This is a genomic window from Rhodococcus sp. Leaf225 (assembly GCF_001426145.1).
Taxonomy (GTDB): domain Bacteria; phylum Actinomycetota; class Actinomycetes; order Mycobacteriales; family Mycobacteriaceae; genus Rhodococcoides.
The window spans coordinates 362,537-380,563 of record NZ_LMRN01000007.1; the positions used below are offsets into that span (position 1 = coordinate 362,537).

The following is an 18,027-nucleotide window of genomic DNA, read 5'->3' on the forward strand; positions in this document are numbered from 1 at the left end:
CCTAGTTGCAGGTACTCGGCGCCGGTGTCCCGGCGAACCGGCCGTCCAGCCATTCCGCCGGCGCACTTCCGAGGTTCAGGATGCCGTGGCCCTGCCCCGGTGCCTCGCGGAGCTCGATGGTGTCGCCGAGTGTGCACGCTCGCTGCACCGCGGCCACCGTCCACTCCGGGAGTGCGAGTCGATCCAGTTCGCCGTAGCCGACGAACATGGGCGCGGTCGCCGCGGCGCCCGGCACTCCGGCCTCGGTGAGCCACGCGCGCAGACGATCTGCGGCGGCCTCGTCCACCGGTGCGTAGTCCGCCGGTGTGACGGACTCGGCGATCGCGCTCTCGAGCCCGTCGTTCTCGCCCTCGCAGGCGGCGAAGACGTCCCGGCGTTCGTACAGCACACCGCGGAGGTAGTCGGTCACCTGGAGGTCGGGGTGCGCGACGGACAGCCCTGTCAGGACCGACGGCACCAGCGCGACCTGTTCGGCGGTGAGTGTTCCGGCCACCATCGCGTCGACGAGCGGGCTCAGGTCGGTCGCGGGGGACATGCTGATCGTGCCGACGAGGCGGAGTCCCTCGCCGTAGTCGGCGGCCCGTTCGTTGGCGGCCCACACCGCCTGCCCGCCCTGGGAGACGCCGTAGCCGATCCAGGAGTCGGACGCCGTCGGTTCCACCTCGCGCGCTGCGCGCACCGCGTCTATCACGTTGTTGCCGGCCGTGGCGGCATCGAGGTACGGGTGCGGACCCGGGGTGCCCAGGCCCTCGTAGTCGGTCATGGCGACCACGTAACCGTTGGCGAGGAAGGGGATCACGGTGGTGAGCGCCCCCAGCAGCCCGATGTGGGTGGACGGCGCGCACCGACTGTCGGTACCGGTGGTCGCGTGGCCGACGGCGACGACCGGCCACCCACCCGCCGGTGGGTCGCCGCGAGGAACGAGGACCAGCCCGCTCACCTCGGTGGCGGAGCCGTCGATGCCGGAGGTCGAACGGTAGAGCACCGTCTTCGACACCGCTGTCAGGGTGGCGAGTGCGGGATAGCCCGCGAAGTCACGAGGGGTGCCCAGCAGTGAGCCCGCGGCGACGTCGGTGAGAGAGTCGACGGCCGTCTCCGGGGCCGACTCTCCCGGCAGCCCAGCGCAACTCGCGCAGAGGACGGCCAGCACCGACAGCCAGGTCAGCGCGACCTGGCGGCGCGCGGTCGTCGTCCCGATGATCGCGGCCACCGCACGTCACTCCCCGTCGGAGCGCAGGTCGGCCGTGTTCCGGCTCAGCAAACCGACAGGATCGGCACACGCGCGGGCGAGGGCACGGTCGACCGTCTCGGTCTCGATCATGCCGCTGCAGAACGACGCCGAGTACGAACGTCCGCCCTGGACCTGCGAGACGAGGATCGAGATGCCGTCCGGGCCGTCGGGTTCGAGAGAAGCCGTCATCTGACGGGGCCGACCGTCGTCGAGCCAGGGAAGGTGGTCGTAGATCGAGAGGGTGCCCAGGTCGCTCACCGCGAGTCGCGGTCGGTCGGGCACCGTGACGACGTCCTCGCTCGGCGCCGGTGCCGGGGCCGTCCGGTGACCCTTGAGAGTTGCTCGGGCATCGGCCATTCCGAGCACGGCGATGGGCCAGCCGGAGTCGATGACCTGCTTCATGACACCGGCGACGTCACCCGGCGTCGGCAGCACGGGCAGGCGGACCGGGATACCGATCGCGAAGTTGCCGTGTTCCGCGCGGTGCTTCTCGTCGAGGTACCGGCGGCAGTTGAAGAGGATCATGACGTGCTCGTCGAGGGGGACACCCTCGGAGCGCAGAGCGGCGACGAGCAGAGCGACCGACACCGACGCGCCGGTGGCGCCCGGCGCGTTCGCCTTCGACCACGATCGCAGTTCCGCCACCTGCTCGGGACGCATGTAGGCCGCGCGCGTGGTCTTCGACGATTCCCAGTGCTCGATACGGCGCGTCGGCGCCCCGTCGGCAGTCGCGTCACGCCGTTTGTGGACGGCGCGTAGGCGCCGGAAGTCCTGCAGGGCACGAGGGTTGGATCGGTAGTGCCGCCGCAGAGCACTCCACGTGGCGCTTCTCGGCAGCGACGGCGCCATGCTGCGTGCGATCGCGAAGCCGGGGTCGCACGCGGCGGCGCCGACCAGCAGTACACCGAGCTGACCGTCGCCCACGCCGTGGGAGTAGTGGACCACGGCGTAGTCACCGCACAGCACGATCTCCACGGGGGCGCGTACACCGTCGCGGGTGCGCACCCGGTCCATCAGTTCACCGAGGTCGTCGGTGGCCAGATCCGGTCTGCTGGTGACGGCAGTGCCGGCGCCGATGTCGGTGCGGTACGCCCAGTTCCGACTGTCCGAGCGGGGATCGAGCCGGATGCGGGAGGTGGGGGACGCGTTCTCCGCCGCGGCGAGCATCGCCCGCGCGGCGTCGACGTCGAGACCCGCCGTCGGCCCGACGACGGCGAGGGTCTGCGCGGACGCGAAGGTGCGGTCGAGTTCGGTCGACGGGTACTCAGACTGCGGCATCGATCACCTCCTGCATTCGTGAGCGGAAGTTGGCTCGCGAGAAGCCTTCCGCCCAGACGCGGATCTGCGCTCGATCGAACTGGGCCGGGTCGAACGACGTCATGGCGTCGGCGAAACCGGTGACGATCTCGTCGTCGGTACCGGGCTGCACGTGCAATCCGGTGGTGCCGTGGATGACCGAGTCGACGGCACCACCCTCACCGAGCGCGATGACCGGGGTACCGGTGGCCATCGACTCGACGGGAACGATGCCGAAGTCCTCGATGCCGGGCATCAGCAGTGCACGCGTGGAGCGGTGGAGCTCGAGCAGCTTCTCGTGCGAGACGCGGCCGAGGAACACCGTCTTCGGTCCGGCGAGGGCGCGGCACTGCTCCATCGCGCGGCCGTCGCCGGCGACGATGAGCGGTACGTCCGCCAGGGCTGCCGCACGGATCGCGATGTCGGGACGCTTGTACGGCACCAGGCGACCGGCGAGCAGGAAGAAGTCCTCACGCTCCACCGTCGGATCGGGAGTGAAGCCCTCGGTGTCGACGGGTGGGTGCACCACCACGGCGTCGTCTCGTCCCCACCAGCGCGAGATGCGGTCCGCGACGGCGGTCGAGTTGGCGACGACGGTGGTCAGACGCGGCGCGGCTCCTGTCTCGCAGCGCCGTGCGACGGCCGACAGTGCCGTGAGGATCGCGGCACCTGCGCGGCCGCCGCCCTCACCCGCCCGCAGTTCCGGATCCCACGCCCAACGCGCCGGGCTGTGCACGTAGGCGATGACGGGAGCGTCGGTCGCGTGCACGGCCTGCGTCGCGAAGGCGTGGTGGCTCACGACGACGGCCTCGGCGTCGCGCAACGGCAGACGACGGAACGCCGTCGGCATCAGCGGCAGGACCGGGGCGTAGGACCGCTGACCGATGCCGTTGTAGATCGAGTTGAGCCACGTGGTGTTCGGCGGCGTGGTCAGCCCGGCGGGAGTTCCCTCGGGACGGGCGATGGGTGCGTACACGCGCGCGCCCGGCCACTGCAGAGCGAGCTGTTCGACGACGTGCTCGGATCCGGCGATCTCGGTGAAGCGCTCGTGGACGATCGCGATCTTGTCAGTGTCTGGCATTGTGTCCGACCTGTTCCTCGGGGCGCTGGGAGGCCGTGCGTCCACCCGGGGCGGGATCGGACCGGCGCTTGCGGCCGGACGGTTGCACGACGAGGTGAGTGTGGATGCCGAACGTCCGCAGCTGCTTCAGCACTCCCTCGGCAGCTCGGCGGTCGCGTCCACCGGACGACAGTAGTACCACCGCGGTCTCGACGTCGTGCACGTCGACGAAGGTCCACCACTCGCTCGTGAGGTCGGCCCCGACGAGTGCGTCCGGGTGGCGGGGCTGCCCGCCCGTGGAGAGGGAGGTGGGAGCCGGATACACGGCGTCGTCACCGACGAGTACCAGCACGTTCTGCTCGATGCGACCGTGAGCGGCGTGGCGAGCGCCGGCCGACCGGGTGCCGTTGCCGTTGCTGCCGTTCCCGTTGGACGACGACGCGCCCCGGTCCGACGCGGCCACCGTCGCGGCGACGATGGGCGGCAGGCCCGTGGTCACCTTCGGATCGAAGTCGGCCTGGTACTTGCGAGCGACGCGGCGGGCCCACGCGGGCCGCGGACGACGCCCGAGTCGACTGCGCAGCAACACGATCAGCTCGGCGGCGACGATGAACGCCACCAGACCCGCGACGGAGGCCTCCGAGGCCGGCATCGGTGAGACGGGGGCGGTGCTCTGCTCGGGCACGGCGAGCACCACCAGCTGGTTCCCGCCGCCCGTGCTCTGGAGCTGTGTCAGCTGGTCGCGGAGGTCGGCGAGCGACTGGTCCGACGCGGAGCGGGCGGGGTCGCCCGGGATGAGCTGGGAGTTGCGGGCTTCCTCGGCCGCGATCGAGGCTTGAACCTGCTCGAGCTGCCCCTGTGCGTTGCGGGCGGCGTTGGCCGACGACGCCTGCGACACCGTGGTCACCGTGGTGCGGGCGACCTCGAGGGCGAGCTCGGGGGAGTCCGCGGTGACGGTGAAGGTGAGCAGCGCCGGCGACGTTCCCGGGGCGAGCTCGAGGTGGGAGGCGAGCTCACCGGCGTCCCAGCCTGTGTCGACCTGCGACAGCACCTGATCGAGCACGTCGTTGTCCGCGGCCAGCCCGATGAACGGGGCGCGCAGCTGCTCGATGAACGCGTCGCCGGGGATCACCTCGCCGGTCGCCCGGATCTCCGTCACGACGGATGCCGCGTACTGCTTCTCGGTGCCGTACTCGCGGAGGGCGAAGACGCCGGCGCCGACGATCAGCGCGATGATCAGAGCGGGAAGGAACGCGCGTCCCAGTTCCCGCATGTGCCCGGCGAGATCTATCGGCGGAGGTACGTCTCCGCGGTGCACGGGGTCGTCTACGGGCGCCAACCGAATCTCCTCGAGTTGCTGGTGCGCGTGCGGTCATGCCCGGTCGACGGCATGTCCCATTCGATACTACGCAGGGACGGAGACCATTCCTGCGTAGGTGAATTGCCGTGTGTCACCGTTCGGGAGATCGGTTCGCGGGCCGTCGTGAAACCGACGCGGTACCCATTCTGGGCGCGTGAGGAATGGCTGATGGCTCTTTCTGTCGTGGCATTCATGCGGTCAATTCCGTCAACAGTCGGGGGAGGGTGATCGAGATGTCGTGACGCGTCGCGACGGTGTCCCGCGCGCGTGCTCCCATGTCCGCGCGCGCCGCGTCGTCGCCGAGCACCCTTCGCAGAGCGTCGGCCAGTGCCGCCGCGTCACCCGGCGGGACCAGCACGCCCTCCCCGCGAGCGAGGAACTCGGTGGGACCGCCGTGATCGGTGGCCACCACCGGCACCCCGTGGGACATGGCCTCGAGGACGGACAGGGGCCCCGCCTCGGGGAGAACGCTGGCCGACACCACGACGTCCCACCGGCGCAGCGCGCTGTCGGGATCGACGTGCCCGAGGAAGCGGACACGTCCCGCGAGATCGGGACGTGCTGCCCGCGTGTGCAGTTCGTCGACGTACGCCTGATCGCCGGAGAAGCTGCCGCCCGCAAGTTCGACCATCACGTCGTCGAGCTTCGCGACCGCGTCGAGCAGGACGAGGTGCCCCTTCCACGGAGTGAGGAGCGCGAGCATGCCCACGACGGGCGGCGAGTGCGTGGGGGCGGCGAAATCCTCCACGGGCCACGGCACGCCGTAGGGCACGATCTCCACCTCGATGCCGAGGTCGCGTACCGGTGCCGCCGCGGCGGACGTGCACGCGACCGCGCGGCGGACGGCGCCTCGACTCGCCGATGCCACGGCGCGCTGGCGTCCCGCCGCGATCGCATCGTGCACCAGCCAGGCGACACCGTGCGGTGGCCGGGCGAGTCGCGCTGCGGGCAGGGCGAACAGCGAGTTGACGACGGTGTGGGTCGCCGGCCGTCGCGTCACCGCACGCAGCGTCCGTGCCGCCGACACCCACCGCGCCGCCATCCTCGCCGCGGCGCCGATGCGGGCGACTCCCTGCTCTCCGCCCAGGCCCAGCTCGGGGATCGCGACGTGCACCGCGGCGTCGGGCAGCGCCTCGGACAGCGCCCCGACGGGACAGACGACGGTGACGCCGCCCGGCCCCCGCAGTGCCTCGGACACCAGCGACAGCAGCATCTTCTCGGCACCCGAGATGTTCGCGGTGTGCGCGACGAACACGGTGGTGCGATCCGGAGTCACGAGGCGACCTCCGGGGCAGGAGAGTTGCTGCGCGAGTCACGCTTGGTCAGGAGGAACCCGCACGCAGCGACCAGGAGCGCCGCGACGACCGAGATCAGGAACCACAGGGACGGTGCCGCGTCGACGAGCAGTGTCGCCCCGACCGTCACCGCGGCCGTGACGGCGGCGAGCACGAGGATCGGCGACACGGCGAGCAGCCCCGACATGGGCATGCTGCGCTCGATCACGACCCACAGCATGATCACCGTGACACCGAACGTGACGACGGTGGCGATGGCGGATCCGTTGTAGGACAACCTCGGAATGAGCGCGACGTTGAGGCCGATGTTGAGAGCGAGGCCGAACAGCGCGACGAGCGGGTAGTGCCGCTGCATCCCCGCGGAGGCGAGCAGGAAGATGCCGAGCAGGATGAGCGACATGATCGCGGCACCGAGGACGAGGAGCCGTGCCGCGTCGGAACCGGGAGCGAAGCGCTCGCCGTAGAGCAGGCGGATGAGCGGCTCGGCAGAGGGCCAGAAGCCGGCGACGGCGACGGCGCCGAAGGTCGCGAAGTACAGTCCCGCGGAACGGGATCGGGCGCGGAACGTGGCCGTCTCGCTCGGCCAGGCCGCCACGAGGAGGGTGCTCACCGGCGCCACGGCGGCCAGCGCGATGGTGTCCATCATGTCGGAGAACTTGTAGCCGATGGAGTACAGGCCGACCGCGTCGAAGGTGTCGAGAAGGCTCAGCATCAGGACGTCGATCTTCAGCATCGCGATGGTCAGCGCGAAGCCGATCGCGAGGGGAATCGCCTCGCGGAGGTAGGCACCCCACCGGTGGACGTCGATGTGACGAGACGGGCGCAAGCCCACCGACCGCCGCCGCACCGCGAGACCCTTGCCGACCGCGCGGAACGCCTCGTTGAGCACGGCCGGCAGCACGAAGATCAGCAGCACCGGCGCGAAGACGGCGGCGAGGATCGTGAGCACCAACTGCAGGCCCTGGCCCAGGCTCTCGATGACCGCGACCAGCAACAGTCGATGGCGAGCCTGGAACAGCACGGAGAGTGCGTGGGACGGCGTCGCGAACACCACGACGAGGCCGCCCAGAGCGGTCGCCGCGATGACCTCACCCGGGTACTGCAGCACCACGACGTAGCCGACGGCGAGCACGTACCCCACGAGTCCGAGCACGGTGCGCAGTGCGAGGAACGACGAGGCGGTGCGGCCGATCTCCTCGGCGTCGTCGTCCATCAGTCGGCCCAGGACGACGCGGCCGACGCCGAGGTCGGTGACGACGGACATGAGTCCGAGCAGCGCGAAGACGAAGCTGAACTGACCCCACCCCTCGGGGCTCAGCGAGCGGGCCACGATGACGCTGCCCACCCAGCCGAGTCCCGCCACGATCACGCGGGAGATCAGCACCGCCGCGGTCGCCCGCGCCGCCGCCTTCGGATCGGCGGCGAGCGCGCGATAGTCGGGTGCAGTGGTCTCAGGTGCCGTCGTCTCAGGTTCGGGGGTCTCGGGTTCGGGGATCACGGCACCCTCGACGGTGATGTCGTCGTCCATCAGAGCAGGCCTGCGTCCCGATAGGCGTCCGCGGTGCGCTCGGCGGTCCGGGCCCACGTCAGGTCGGCCATCGCGTGCAGGGCCTCGGTCACCAGGTCCGCGCGCGCCGTCTCGTCGAACATCAACGGGCTCAGTGCCTCCGCCCAGTCGTCGACCCGCTCGTTGTCGAGCAGCACGGCGCCCTTGCCGACCACCTCGGGCAGGGCGCCCACCGCGCTCGCGACCACGGCGCCGCCGCACGCCATCGCTTCGACGGGGGGCAGCCCGAAGCCCTCGTAGCGCGACGCGTACGCGGTGACGGTCGCCGCCGCGTACAGCGCGGGCAGGTCCTCCACGTCGACGTAGCCGAGCCCGTTCGCGTAGCGGGGTGCGTCCGGGCCCGTGGACCCCGCGCCCGCCAGGAAGAAGGGCACGCCCAGCTTCTCGGCGGCGTCGGCGACCAACTGCACGTTCTTGCGCGGCTCCACGGTGCCCACCTGCATGACGAAGCGTTCGGGTAGACCGTACTTCGCGCGCACCGTCTCCACCGCGCCGTCCTCCGGGGGAACGGCCCAGGCTGCCGGGGCGAGTTCGACGACCGCGGCGTCGCGGCCGCTGACGGCCTTGATGCGGTCGGCGGTGAACTGCGAGACGGCGATGAGCAGGTCGGCCTTGCGCAGCGACCGTCGCACGAGGCGCTGTTCGCCGGCGGCGCGGAAGCGACTCGACGCGGACGGCATGTCGATGACCGAGATGTCGTGCACCGTGGCGACGGTGGCGCCCCGGCCGACGAGGGGAAGATCGACGTCGAGCCCGTGGACCACGTCGTGCGATCCGACCGGGAGCGCACCGAGCACCGCGCGGACGGCACCGCCGGACACCGGCCGGGGGAGCGCGTCGACGCCCGTCGGCAGCTCGCCGATCGCGTCCTTCTGGACGACGGCGGCGAGGTCCGTTCCGGGGAGACGGCCGGGCAGCTCCCTCAGGAGCTCACGGATGTACGTCTGGACGCCGCTGCCGCCGGGACGGAGGGCGAGGGCCCCGAAAACGATTCGTGTTGTGCTGCTGCGCATCCCACAACTCCTAACAAGAGCCAGAAATAGACGTCGATAGGGAAGATCTCGAAATAGGTGGCCACCAGCGACGCGAACATCGCCGCGACGATGGAAGCGCCGACACCGAGTGTCAGCGCGCCGTCCTGACCGGGGAGGGTGCGGGAGAGTCGCGTGCACCAGATCAGGGCGGTCACCAGGAGCGCGAGGACGGCCCACAGTCCGATCGGACCGAGTTCGAGAGCCGTCTTCACGTAGTAGTTGTCGGGCTGGTAGTTGGTGGACAGCCCGAGCGACCCGGTGATGTTCTCACCCTGCGCCGACGAGATCCGGTCCGCTGCCGCACCACTCGACCCGAGCCCCTCGCCGAGCCAGTGGGTGCGCACCTTCTCGATGACCTCGTTCCACCTGCCGCCGCGTTCGTTCAGGCTGCTCGACGAGAAGAAGACCGACGTGATCTTGGGGACGAACGGCAGGATCGCGCCGACGAGCGCCGCCAGGATCACGAGCAGACCGCCGAGTGCACGGAACCGGATGATGGTCATGTAGATCAGCCCGACTGCAAGTCCGAGCAGCGCCGCTCGCACGATGGCACTCGACATGGCGACCACCATGAACGGGCTCGCGCACAGGAACAGCAGGTTGCGCCGGCGCATGGGGTTCGCGAGCGCCACGGCTCCGCCGACGAGCAGCGACAGCATCACGTAGAGCCCGAACGGGAACGGCAGGTTGAACGTGCTGAACGTGCGGAGCAGCCCGCCAGACGTCCGGACCTGGGTGCCGTACTCGTACCCGATCGCCACGAGCGCCGCCGGTCCCGCGAGCAGCTGGGCGATGCCGACCAGGGACGTGAACGCGCCCATGCCCATGAGGATGGTGACGAGGTGGTCCCGGTCGCGGGCGTCGAACGGCGCGAGCCACAGGATCGCCACCAGCAGCAGGTAGAAGAACGTCACTTTAATGCCGACGAAGCCGATGACCCCGAACGACAGCAGTGCCGACGCGGTCCCGAACACCACGAACAGGGCTGCGGCCGGCCACCAGGGCATCAGCAGTGTCGGACGACGCGGGCCCAGCGCTCGACTGCGCCGGATCCAGGCGCTGCCGAGCGTGAAGATCACCAGGCCCTCCTTCCAGCCGGCGACCAAGCCGGGCAGCGGAAGGATGGCGAGGAGACCGTTCAGCGGGACGAACGCGGCCAGCAGCAGCACCCCGAGCTGCGGTCGGTGAAAGACCGCGCGTGCCACCAGGAACGCGACGACCAGCACGACGACCGCGGCGAGACCCTCGAGGACGATCAGCATGACGGGACCGCCGACACGGTCAGTCTTCCGCCTTCTTCAGGACCGCGGCGATGGTGAGGAACAGGATCTTGATGTCGAGGGACAGCGACCAGTTCTCGATGTAGTAGTTGTCCCACTCGGCGCGGTCGGCGATGGACGTCTGTCCGCGCAGTCCGTGCACCTGCGCCCACCCGGTGACACCGGCCTTCACCCGGTGGCGCTCACCGTAGCGGCGGATCTGCATCTCGAACAGATCCACGTACGCGGGGCGCTCCGGTCGGGGACCCACGAGGCTCATGTCGCCGCGAACGACGTTGAGGAGCTGGGGCAGCTCGTCCAGCGACGTCTGGCGCATGATCTTGCCGATACGGGTCCGGCGATCCACGCCCTCGACGCCGCCCGGAGCGGCGCCCTCGACGCGAGTGAACTCGGCGTCCGAGGCACGCGGCGGACGCATCGACCGGAACTTCAGGCAGCCGAACGGTTTTCCGTCACGGCCGATGCGCTCCTGGGAGAAGAAGATGGGTCCGGGGGAGCTCGTCTTGACCAGCAGCGCGAGCACCAGGAAGACGGGGGACAGGACCAGCACGCCCAGTCCGGCCAGGGTGCGGTCCATGACGCCCTTGACGACGAACTGCCAGCCCTTGGGGTCGGTGTGCGGCAGCACCATCAGGGGCAACCCGCCGAGATGCTCGACGCGGGTCCGCACGCCGACGGTGTCGAACAGGCGCGGTACCAACCACACTCGCATTCCGTTCGAGTGGGCGGTGCGGATGGCCTTGACCAGACTCTCGGTCGGAACGTCCGAGAACCCGATGACGAGCTCCTCGGCGCCGGTCTGCTCGATGGCTTGCGCGAGCTGGGACGGTGTGCCCATGTAGGGGACGGTCAGTGCCTCGGAAGTGTCAGGCTGCGGATCGACCGCGGGTGCCTTGTCGAGCACGCCCACGGGGTCGAGGCCGTACTCGGGGAACTGGTGCATGCGCGACGCCAGCTGGTGGGCGATCGGACCGCCGCCGATGATGAGCGTCGGAGCCGCCGACTTGTGGTTCACCCGCAGGTACCGCTGGATCGCGGTGCGCAGGAACCGCGCCACCGCCACCAGGATCGCCGCGGCGATCCACACCCGGACCATGAAGAGGCCGGGCCGGTACTCCGTGCCGATGACCAGCAAGATCGTCAGCACCAGCAGAGTGGCGAGCGCGACGGACGTCTCGACGGGACCGATCTCGTCGAGGAAGTTCCGGCGGAGTCCGCGTCGGTAGAGCGAGCGGGACGCCAGGATGAGCAGAACCAGCGGCACGAACAACCACGGCACCCAGCCGTAGTCGATGCCGCCCGTTCCCGGCCAGAACCTCGCCACGGCAACAGCCACGATCGCTGCCGTCGCGTCTGCCGCGATGGTGACCACCGTGTGTGCGGGATCGACGCGAAGACGGTCCGCTATTCCACGTTCATTGGACACCCTCGTGGCAGGGGCGTTGCGTAGCAACGTATCTCGCGATTCCAGTGTTTCGGACACAGGATTCACTCCGTACGGACCTAGTGGTTGACCGACCGAGGTCAACACTAGACCATTCTTTGGAGTTGTCTTCTCAGAATGGTCACGGCGCCATTACGGAAAAGCGACCGATGGACAGACTAACGAGGCGAAAATGTAGATCACGCCCGGAATGGTTCGCTCACTCGAAAATTCGCTCGCGAACCATCCACGCGATGTCCTTCAGTACCTGTACGTGCCCCGTCGTCCACTGACGTGGCTCGGCGTCCCAGACGCACAGCGTGCCCACCGCGTGACCGCCGTCGTCCACCAAAGGGATGCCGAGGTAGGAGATGAAGGTCTTGTCCAGCACGCCGGGGTGGTTCATGAACTTCTCGTCGAGGCGGGCGTCCTCCACCAGCAGTGGTTCACCCAGGGCCACCGTGTGGCGGCACATTCCGGCCTCGAGGGGAATCTCCCGAGGTCGTTCCTCCTCCGGCCCGAAACCGACAGCGCTCTTGATGAACTGTCGGTCCTTGTCGATCAAGGAGATCGAGGCGCCCGGCGTGGACAACGCGTCCGCGGCCATGGCCACGATGCGGTCGTAGGCCGGTTCGGACGGGGTGTCGAGCAGCCCGGTGGCCTCGACGGCGCGCACGCGATCGGGATCGGTGACGATCGCGGGCATGTCGGATGCCGCCGGAGGTGTGGACGCGGGCGTGTCGGGCACCGGATCCGCCGTCGACTCGAGGCGCTTGAGCAGATGGCCGAGATCGGTGTCGTCCGCCTCGGCAAGTTCTTTCACCAGGCGTGTCATGACGGCGCGCCGAACATAGGCGGGCACCGTCTCGCCCACCCTCACGGCCTGCTGTTCCAGAACCTCGTTGAGGCGGGCGTCGAAGCCGTCGTTTCCCGTCGTCATTTCGCCGATACTAATGCAGGCTTGTACGGGATCGAGCGATGTGGAGAATCATCGCAGCCGGAGCCTCGCCGGTGTCCGTTTTCGCTGGTACGCCCCGCGCGGCCGCCGCTGTTAGCCTGGGCCGGTGCTCACCGATCGGTCTGTTTCGCGTTCGAGGCCGACTCGGCGCGCAGCCGGTGTCGGGTTTCTTCGGCGATGCAGCGTGTCCGGCGCCGCTGTCCTTCTCGTTCTCGTCGGTGTGCCGACACCGGCGTCCGGCGCTCCGTCGGGCGAGGTACCGCGGTGCGTCGCAGCGTCCGACGGCGTTCAGGTGGGCGGATCACCCGGCGGCTCCTTCGGGTTCCTGTCGGACGAGGACCTCGGACGCGAACTCGACATCGCGAAGAACGCCGGCATGTTCTCGGTCCGGATCGACATCGACTGGTCGGTGGTGGAGCCGCAGCCCGGTCGACGCGACTGGTCGTCGACGGACCGAGTGGTCGACGCCATCGTCGCTCGGGGCATGTGCCCGTACGCCATCGTGACCTACGCACCTGCCTGGGCGCGTGTGGCGACGGCTCGGGATCAGCCCTACGCCCGGCCGGCGAGTCCGGACGCGTTCGGGGCTTTCGCAGCACTCGCCGCGGAGCGGTACCGCGACCGAATCGTGTTGTGGGAGGTGTGGAACGAGCCGAACATCACCACCTACTTCACGCCGCTGCCCGACCCGACGGTGTACGCGCTGATGCTGCGCGCGACGTACCGCGCCATCAAAAAGGTGCAACCGGAGGCGCTGGTGCTCGCCGGCGGTATGGCGCCCGCGGTGAACAACGGCACCAACATCTCGCCGACCGCTTTCCTCTCGTCGCTCTACACCCTCGGAGCGAATCGTTATTTCGATGCCTTCAACGTTCACCCGTACACGTGGCCGTTCCTTCCGAACGATCTGTCGACGGCGCCGTGGAACACGGCGATGGCGATGTGGTCGATGCACGATGTCATGAGCGCCGAGGGTGACGGCGGCAAGCAGATCTGGATCACCGAGATGGGCGCCCCCACGGGAACGAACGCGAATGCCATGAGCGAGGAGGGGCAGGCCGAGTCCATCGGCATCATGCTCAATGCCCTTCTCGGCAATTCCTGGCTCGGGCCCGCGTACGTCTACAGCATGCGTGACTCGGGCAGCGACGAGTCCGACACGGAGCAGAATTTCGGAATGGTGCGCCGCGATTTCTCGCCCAAGCCTGCGCTCGCCGAGATCACGGAATTCACGGCGGAACATTCCGGCTGACGGAGCCAGGCCGGCGCAGTGTCGAACCTGAGGTCGCCCTCGGCTCACCGTCTCGGATTCGATCAGTCGTCCGGGGGCGGCGCGAGGTGCCGTTCCGGGAAGTTCAGGTGGTTCGGGATGCCGCGCCGACCCTCGTCGATGACGGCAGGCGGATGCCACAGCACTGTTCCCGGGTACGGATGGCTCGGGGGAGCGGTGCTGGTGGCCCACTGGCCGGCACGTTCGCCGACGAGCGGATGGTGGACGTCGCACGCCAGCGCGAGGTCGTCGATGTCGGTGAGGCCGCCCGCCGCCCAGTCGTCGACATGGTGGGCCTCGCACCGTGACGCGGGGGCCGAGCATCCCGGCCCGGTGCAGCCGCGGTCGCGGGCGAACAGGGCGAGCCGCTGGTCGGTGCTCGCGCACCGGCGGGCTCGGGCGAAGTGCAGCGTGCTGCCGGTGGCCCCGTCGAAGACGCGGAGGTAGTGGTGCGCCTCGGCCGCCATGCGCACCACGTCTGGCACGGGCATTGTGGATCCGGTGGCGGTGAGCCCGAGACCCGCTGCGGCGGTGAGCTGGTCGAGTGACACCGACACGACCACGGACAGGGGCAGACCACGATGCTGTCCGTGTCGACCCGAGGCCAGCACGTCCTTCAGGAGGTAGGTCAGTGCATCGTGATTGCGCTGGCCGGGGGTGCGGTGGTCCCACTCGGCCTCGCGGTCGTCCGACCCTTCCGCGCTGTCGGCCGGTTGTCCTGCGTCGCCGGACGGGACAGCGTCGGTGGGGGTCGTGTCATCGTTCGGGGGCGGGGCGTCGAGATCGACTGAACCGTCGGGAGCGTTCGTTCCGGGTACCGCGAACTTGGCGAGGAACGCGTCGAGGAGGGCGCGCAGCACCGGGTCGACGCAGAAGCGGCCGGTCGACATCGAATCGGGGCCCTGGGGGTCGATCTCGAAGAAGCGCTTCCTGGCGCGGTCGCGATCGTCGGGCTCCGCTCCGTCGGGATCGAGGTATTCGGTGAGGCGCGTCGCGATGGCCGTGAGCTCCTCCGGTCCGACCGTGCGCGCAAGGTCGGCGAGAGTCTGCTCGGCGGCGTCGCGCGTCTCGGCATCGACGGCGTGAGGGAGCTTCTTCAGGAACGAGCGGATGATCGAGACGTGTGCGTCGGCCAGCGCGCCGTCCCGCGCTGCCGCGGCCGTGTGGGTCAACGGCGGATCGAGCGTCTCACCCGTCATGGTCGTTCCGGTGCCGAGATCGCGTGCCACGGCAAGGCGGGATGCCGCGGCAGCCGTGGTGATGCGCAGCATGTGCGCCAGTGCGTGCGGAACACCGCTCGCGCCGATCGCACCGAGCACCGAGTCGAATCCCGAGCCGGCCACCAGGCCGTTGAGCCAGGTGTGTGACGCGCCGGTGAGCAGGCGCCGGGTGTTCTCGGCCCCGCAGACCAGCGCCAGTCGGTCCTCGCTGGTGAGCGTCGACGCGTCGAGCATGGCGATGCCCTCGACCGCGGAGCCGAGCTGGGCGAGTAGCGCGCACACGCGGGGATCGTCGACAGGTGCGGCCACAGCAGGCAGCGCGCCGACACGTCGGCCCATCTGCACCTGCCAGGCCGACCCTGGATCCCCCGATTCCATGACTTCAGACTACATGAATTAGAACATATGTTCGATAGTAGATGTCACCGAATACGGACAGAGAACTGCCCACCGTTCACAGGTGAACGGTGGGCAGTCGTCGGTGTGCGTCGGTGTCAGCGCGAACGGTAGCTGTGCGACATCTGGCGTCCCCGGAAGTCCAGGTCGCGTCCGCCGGACAACAGTGCGACCGCGAGTGCTGCCGCGCCGACGAGTGTCAGTGTGATCATCATGTGTTTCCTCCGATCGTGCTGAGGTCGGTTCCCCTGACCGGCCCCGGCGGGAGCGTGTCCCGCCGTGCTCCATGATTGCCCGCTGCGAGGTGGTTTCCACCGGAATGAGGGGCACCCCACGTGGTGCCGATCGGGGCGACGGCGGTCACAACTGAGTGTGACACGAGGTCACGGCTACTCGCGTAGGCCGTCCGCCAGCTCGAAGACCCGGCCCACGTAGCGGGAGACGAAGACGTCGAGCGCGTGGTCGGACAACTCCAGGCACCCCACCCGTCGGAACCAGTGTTCGAGGTCCACCAGCTTGTCGCCGAGGGCCACTCGATGGTCGTCGAGAGCCCGGAGCTCGTCCGCGACCGCGCGCAGCTCGAGCACCTTGTCGTTCACCGAACTCTGCGTCGCACCCACCTCGTCCATGACTGAAGAGCGTAGCCGTGATCGAACGTATGTTCTAGTCCGGAATCTTGTGCGGGAGCGGTACGGTGACGCCGTGCCGAACCGCTCCCGCCGCCTGCTGCGCGCCTTGGTGACCCTGACCGCCACGACGTCCGTCGCGCTGACCCTCACGGGTGTGGCGCAGGCGCAGGACCGTCATCCGGGCGCTCTCGTCGGATCGACGGCATCACCGGCCCCGATTCCGGGAAGTGTCGACGCCCGGCGCATCACCTACTGGTCGGTGGGCTCGCAGAACGAGCCGGCCCTGAGTGCCGGTGGCGTCTATCTGCCGCCCGGCGAGGCGCCCGAAGGTGGCTGGCCTGTCATCGCGTGGGCCCACGGCACGTCCGGGCTCGGCGACGACTGCGCTCCGTCGGTCGTCGGCCCCACGTTGCCGGACCGCGACTTCCCGTACCTCCAGACGTGGCTGAACCGCGGCTACGCGATCGTCGCCACGGACTACGTGGGACTCGGTACCCCCGGAGTGATGCCGTACCTGGACGGCAAGGTGCAGGCGCACAGCGTCGTCGACAGTGTCGCTGCTGCAAGGGAACTGGAGCCGACGCTGTCGAATCGCTGGGTCGCGATCGGCCAGTCCCAGGGCGGCGGCGCCGCGGTGACCACCGCGCGGTACGCCACCGAGTACGGCGGCGACGGCCTGGACTACCTCGGCGCCGTCGGGACCGGCGTGCCCGCCAACATCGAACTCGTTCTGCTTCCGCTCGGGCCCGGAGTCCCGCCCGTCGCGATTCCGGACGGTCTGACGTCGTACGTCTTCTACATCCTGGCGGGGTTGCGTGCCGCCCATCCGGAGATCGATCTGAACTCCTACCTGACTCCGCTCGGCCGGCAGTGGGTGGACACCGCCGAGACGCAGTGCGCGAACCCGTTCCACGATGCGGTGTCCGGGTTGCGACTGGGCGACATGTTCTCGCGGCCATTGGCGCAGATCCCGAACGTGTACGGACTGCTGAACGACTACATGGGTGTGCCCACCTCCGGGTTCGACCGTCCCGTCTTCATCGGCCAGGGTCTGCGGGACGTCGATGTGCCGGCACCGTCCGCCCTGTCGCTCGCGGCGGCCATGACGGCCAACGGCGAACCGCTGACCTTCCGGACCTACCCGGGCGACCACAGTCAGACGTTCCGTGACTCGCAGCCCGATGCGATCGCGTTCGTCGACCGGCTGTTCGGGCGCTGACACCGGCCGCCCCTGTGTCCTCTCAGCAGCGTCTCAGTCGTCGGGGCGACACTGTTCCCATGCGTGTACTGGTGACCGACGACGATCGTGCCGTCCGAGAATCGCTGCGACGGTCGCTGACGTTCAACGGGTACACCGTGGACCTGGCCACCGACGGTCTCGACGCCCTCGAGAAGGTCGCGGCCGAGCGACCGGACGCGCTGGTCCTCGACGTCATGATGCCCCGGCTCGACGGGCTCGAGGTGTGCCGTCGCCTGCGCAGCACCGGAGACGACCTGCCGATCCTGGTCCTGACGGCTCGTGACTCCGTGTCCGAGCGGGTGGCGGGTCTCGATGCCGGGGCGGACGACTACCTGCCCAAACCGTTCGCGCTCGAGGAGCTGCTGGCACGGCTGCGTGCACTGTTGCGACGCACCGGTGGGGAACTGGGTCCGGACAGCGAGGCCATGACGTTCGCCGATCTGTCACTCGACCCCGTCACGCGCGAGGTGCGACGGGGCGAACGGCCCATCAGCCTGACCCGCACCGAGTTCTCGTTGCTCGAGATGCTGCTCGCCAACCCCCGACGGGTGCTCAGCCGGAGCCGCATCCTCGAGGAGGTGTGGGGCTACGACTTCCCGACGTCGGGCAACGCCCTCGAGGTGTACGTCGGGTATCTGCGGCGCAAGACCGAGGCCGACGGCGAGACTCGTCTCATCCACACCGTCCGCGGTGTGGGTTACGTGCTGCGGGAAACGCCTCCGTGATGGTTGCTCCCTTCGGCCGCCGGCGGGGCGAGGCCGGGACCGA

At 69.4% G+C, this 18,027-nt stretch carries 15 protein-coding genes; 3 read left to right on the top strand and 12 right to left on the bottom strand.

Going from position 1 to position 18,027, the window contains the following annotated elements:
• Position 1: 1 nt before the first annotated feature.
• The 10 genes from ASG69_RS01850 to ASG69_RS01895 all read right to left on the bottom strand — a co-directional run bounded on the left by ASG69_RS01850 (position 2) and on the right by ASG69_RS01895 (position 12,486).
• Complete coding sequence (locus ASG69_RS01850; RefSeq protein WP_235578806.1) at positions 2 to 1,210, bottom strand: lipase family protein; 1,209 nt, start codon at positions 1,208 to 1,210, stop codon at positions 2 to 4.
• Positions 1,211 to 1,216: 6 nt separating this feature from the next.
• Positions 1,217 to 2,509, bottom strand: coding sequence for a hypothetical protein (locus tag ASG69_RS01855; RefSeq protein ID WP_056447018.1), 1,293 nt, complete (start codon positions 2,507 to 2,509; stop codon positions 1,217 to 1,219).
• Complete coding sequence (locus ASG69_RS01860; protein ID WP_027504128.1) at positions 2,496 to 3,608, bottom strand: glycosyltransferase; 1,113 nt, start codon at positions 3,606 to 3,608, stop codon at positions 2,496 to 2,498. Before ASG69_RS01860 ends, ASG69_RS01855 begins: the two co-directional genes overlap by 14 nt.
• On the bottom strand, positions 3,595 to 4,926 hold the full coding sequence (locus tag ASG69_RS01865) for a hypothetical protein (protein ID WP_197027710.1): 1,332 nt from the start codon (positions 4,924 to 4,926) through the stop codon (positions 3,595 to 3,597). Before ASG69_RS01865 ends, ASG69_RS01860 begins: the two co-directional genes overlap by 14 nt.
• 211 nt (positions 4,927 to 5,137) lie before the next feature.
• Positions 5,138 to 6,223, bottom strand: coding sequence for a glycosyltransferase family 4 protein (locus ASG69_RS01870; RefSeq protein ID WP_056447020.1), 1,086 nt, complete (start codon positions 6,221 to 6,223; stop codon positions 5,138 to 5,140).
• Positions 6,220 to 7,770, bottom strand: a complete 1,551-nt coding sequence (locus tag ASG69_RS01875) for a flippase (protein ID WP_082544596.1) — start codon at positions 7,768 to 7,770, stop codon at positions 6,220 to 6,222. The genes ASG69_RS01870 and ASG69_RS01875 overlap by 4 nt, the downstream gene beginning before the upstream one ends.
• On the bottom strand, positions 7,770 to 8,822 hold the full coding sequence (locus tag ASG69_RS01880; RefSeq protein ID WP_056447022.1) for a glycosyltransferase family 4 protein: 1,053 nt from the start codon (positions 8,820 to 8,822) through the stop codon (positions 7,770 to 7,772). Before ASG69_RS01880 ends, ASG69_RS01875 begins: the two co-directional genes overlap by 1 nt.
• The gene (locus ASG69_RS01885; protein WP_056447025.1) at positions 8,732 to 10,105 is read right to left on the bottom strand and encodes an O-antigen ligase family protein; all 1,374 of its coding nucleotides are present in this window, start codon (positions 10,103 to 10,105) and stop codon (positions 8,732 to 8,734) included. Before ASG69_RS01885 ends, ASG69_RS01880 begins: the two co-directional genes overlap by 91 nt.
• 19 nt (positions 10,106 to 10,124) lie before the next feature.
• Positions 10,125 to 11,606: a sugar transferase gene (locus ASG69_RS01890; RefSeq protein WP_268788534.1), complete on the bottom strand. Its 1,482-nt coding sequence runs from the start codon at positions 11,604 to 11,606 to the stop codon at positions 10,125 to 10,127.
• 160 nt (positions 11,607 to 11,766) lie between these two features.
• On the bottom strand, positions 11,767 to 12,486 hold the full coding sequence (locus tag ASG69_RS01895) for a GAF domain-containing protein (RefSeq protein WP_027504123.1): 720 nt from the start codon (positions 12,484 to 12,486) through the stop codon (positions 11,767 to 11,769).
• A 202-nt stretch (positions 12,487 to 12,688) separates the two neighbouring features.
• On the opposite strand from ASG69_RS01895, the gene ASG69_RS01900 reads away from it, so the two are divergent.
• Entirely contained in the window at positions 12,689 to 13,756 is a 1,068-nt protein-coding gene (locus ASG69_RS01900; protein ID WP_235578808.1) for a cellulase family glycosylhydrolase, read from the top strand.
• Between the two features lie 62 nt (positions 13,757 to 13,818).
• Here ASG69_RS01900 and ASG69_RS01905 read toward each other — a convergent pair whose 3' ends face one another.
• Both ASG69_RS01905 and ASG69_RS01910 read right to left on the bottom strand, forming a co-directional pair.
• Complete coding sequence (locus ASG69_RS01905; RefSeq protein WP_056447034.1) at positions 13,819 to 15,372, bottom strand: HNH endonuclease signature motif containing protein; 1,554 nt, start codon at positions 15,370 to 15,372, stop codon at positions 13,819 to 13,821.
• A gap of 407 nt (positions 15,373 to 15,779) precedes the next feature.
• Positions 15,780 to 16,019 (bottom strand): hypothetical protein, encoded by a 240-nt coding sequence (locus ASG69_RS01910; RefSeq protein WP_027504121.1) that lies wholly within the window; start codon positions 16,017 to 16,019, stop codon positions 15,780 to 15,782.
• Positions 16,020 to 16,092: 73 nt separating this feature from the next.
• On the opposite strand from ASG69_RS01910, the gene ASG69_RS01915 reads away from it, so the two are divergent.
• Together ASG69_RS01915 and ASG69_RS01920 are read left to right on the top strand one after the other, a co-directional pair.
• Positions 16,093 to 17,238 (top strand): lipase family protein, encoded by a 1,146-nt coding sequence (locus ASG69_RS01915; protein ID WP_414891827.1) that lies wholly within the window; start codon positions 16,093 to 16,095, stop codon positions 17,236 to 17,238.
• A 59-nt stretch (positions 17,239 to 17,297) separates the two neighbouring features.
• Complete coding sequence (locus ASG69_RS01920) at positions 17,298 to 17,984, top strand: response regulator transcription factor (RefSeq protein ID WP_027504120.1); 687 nt, start codon at positions 17,298 to 17,300, stop codon at positions 17,982 to 17,984.
• The last annotated feature ends 43 nt before the right edge of the window (positions 17,985 to 18,027 follow it).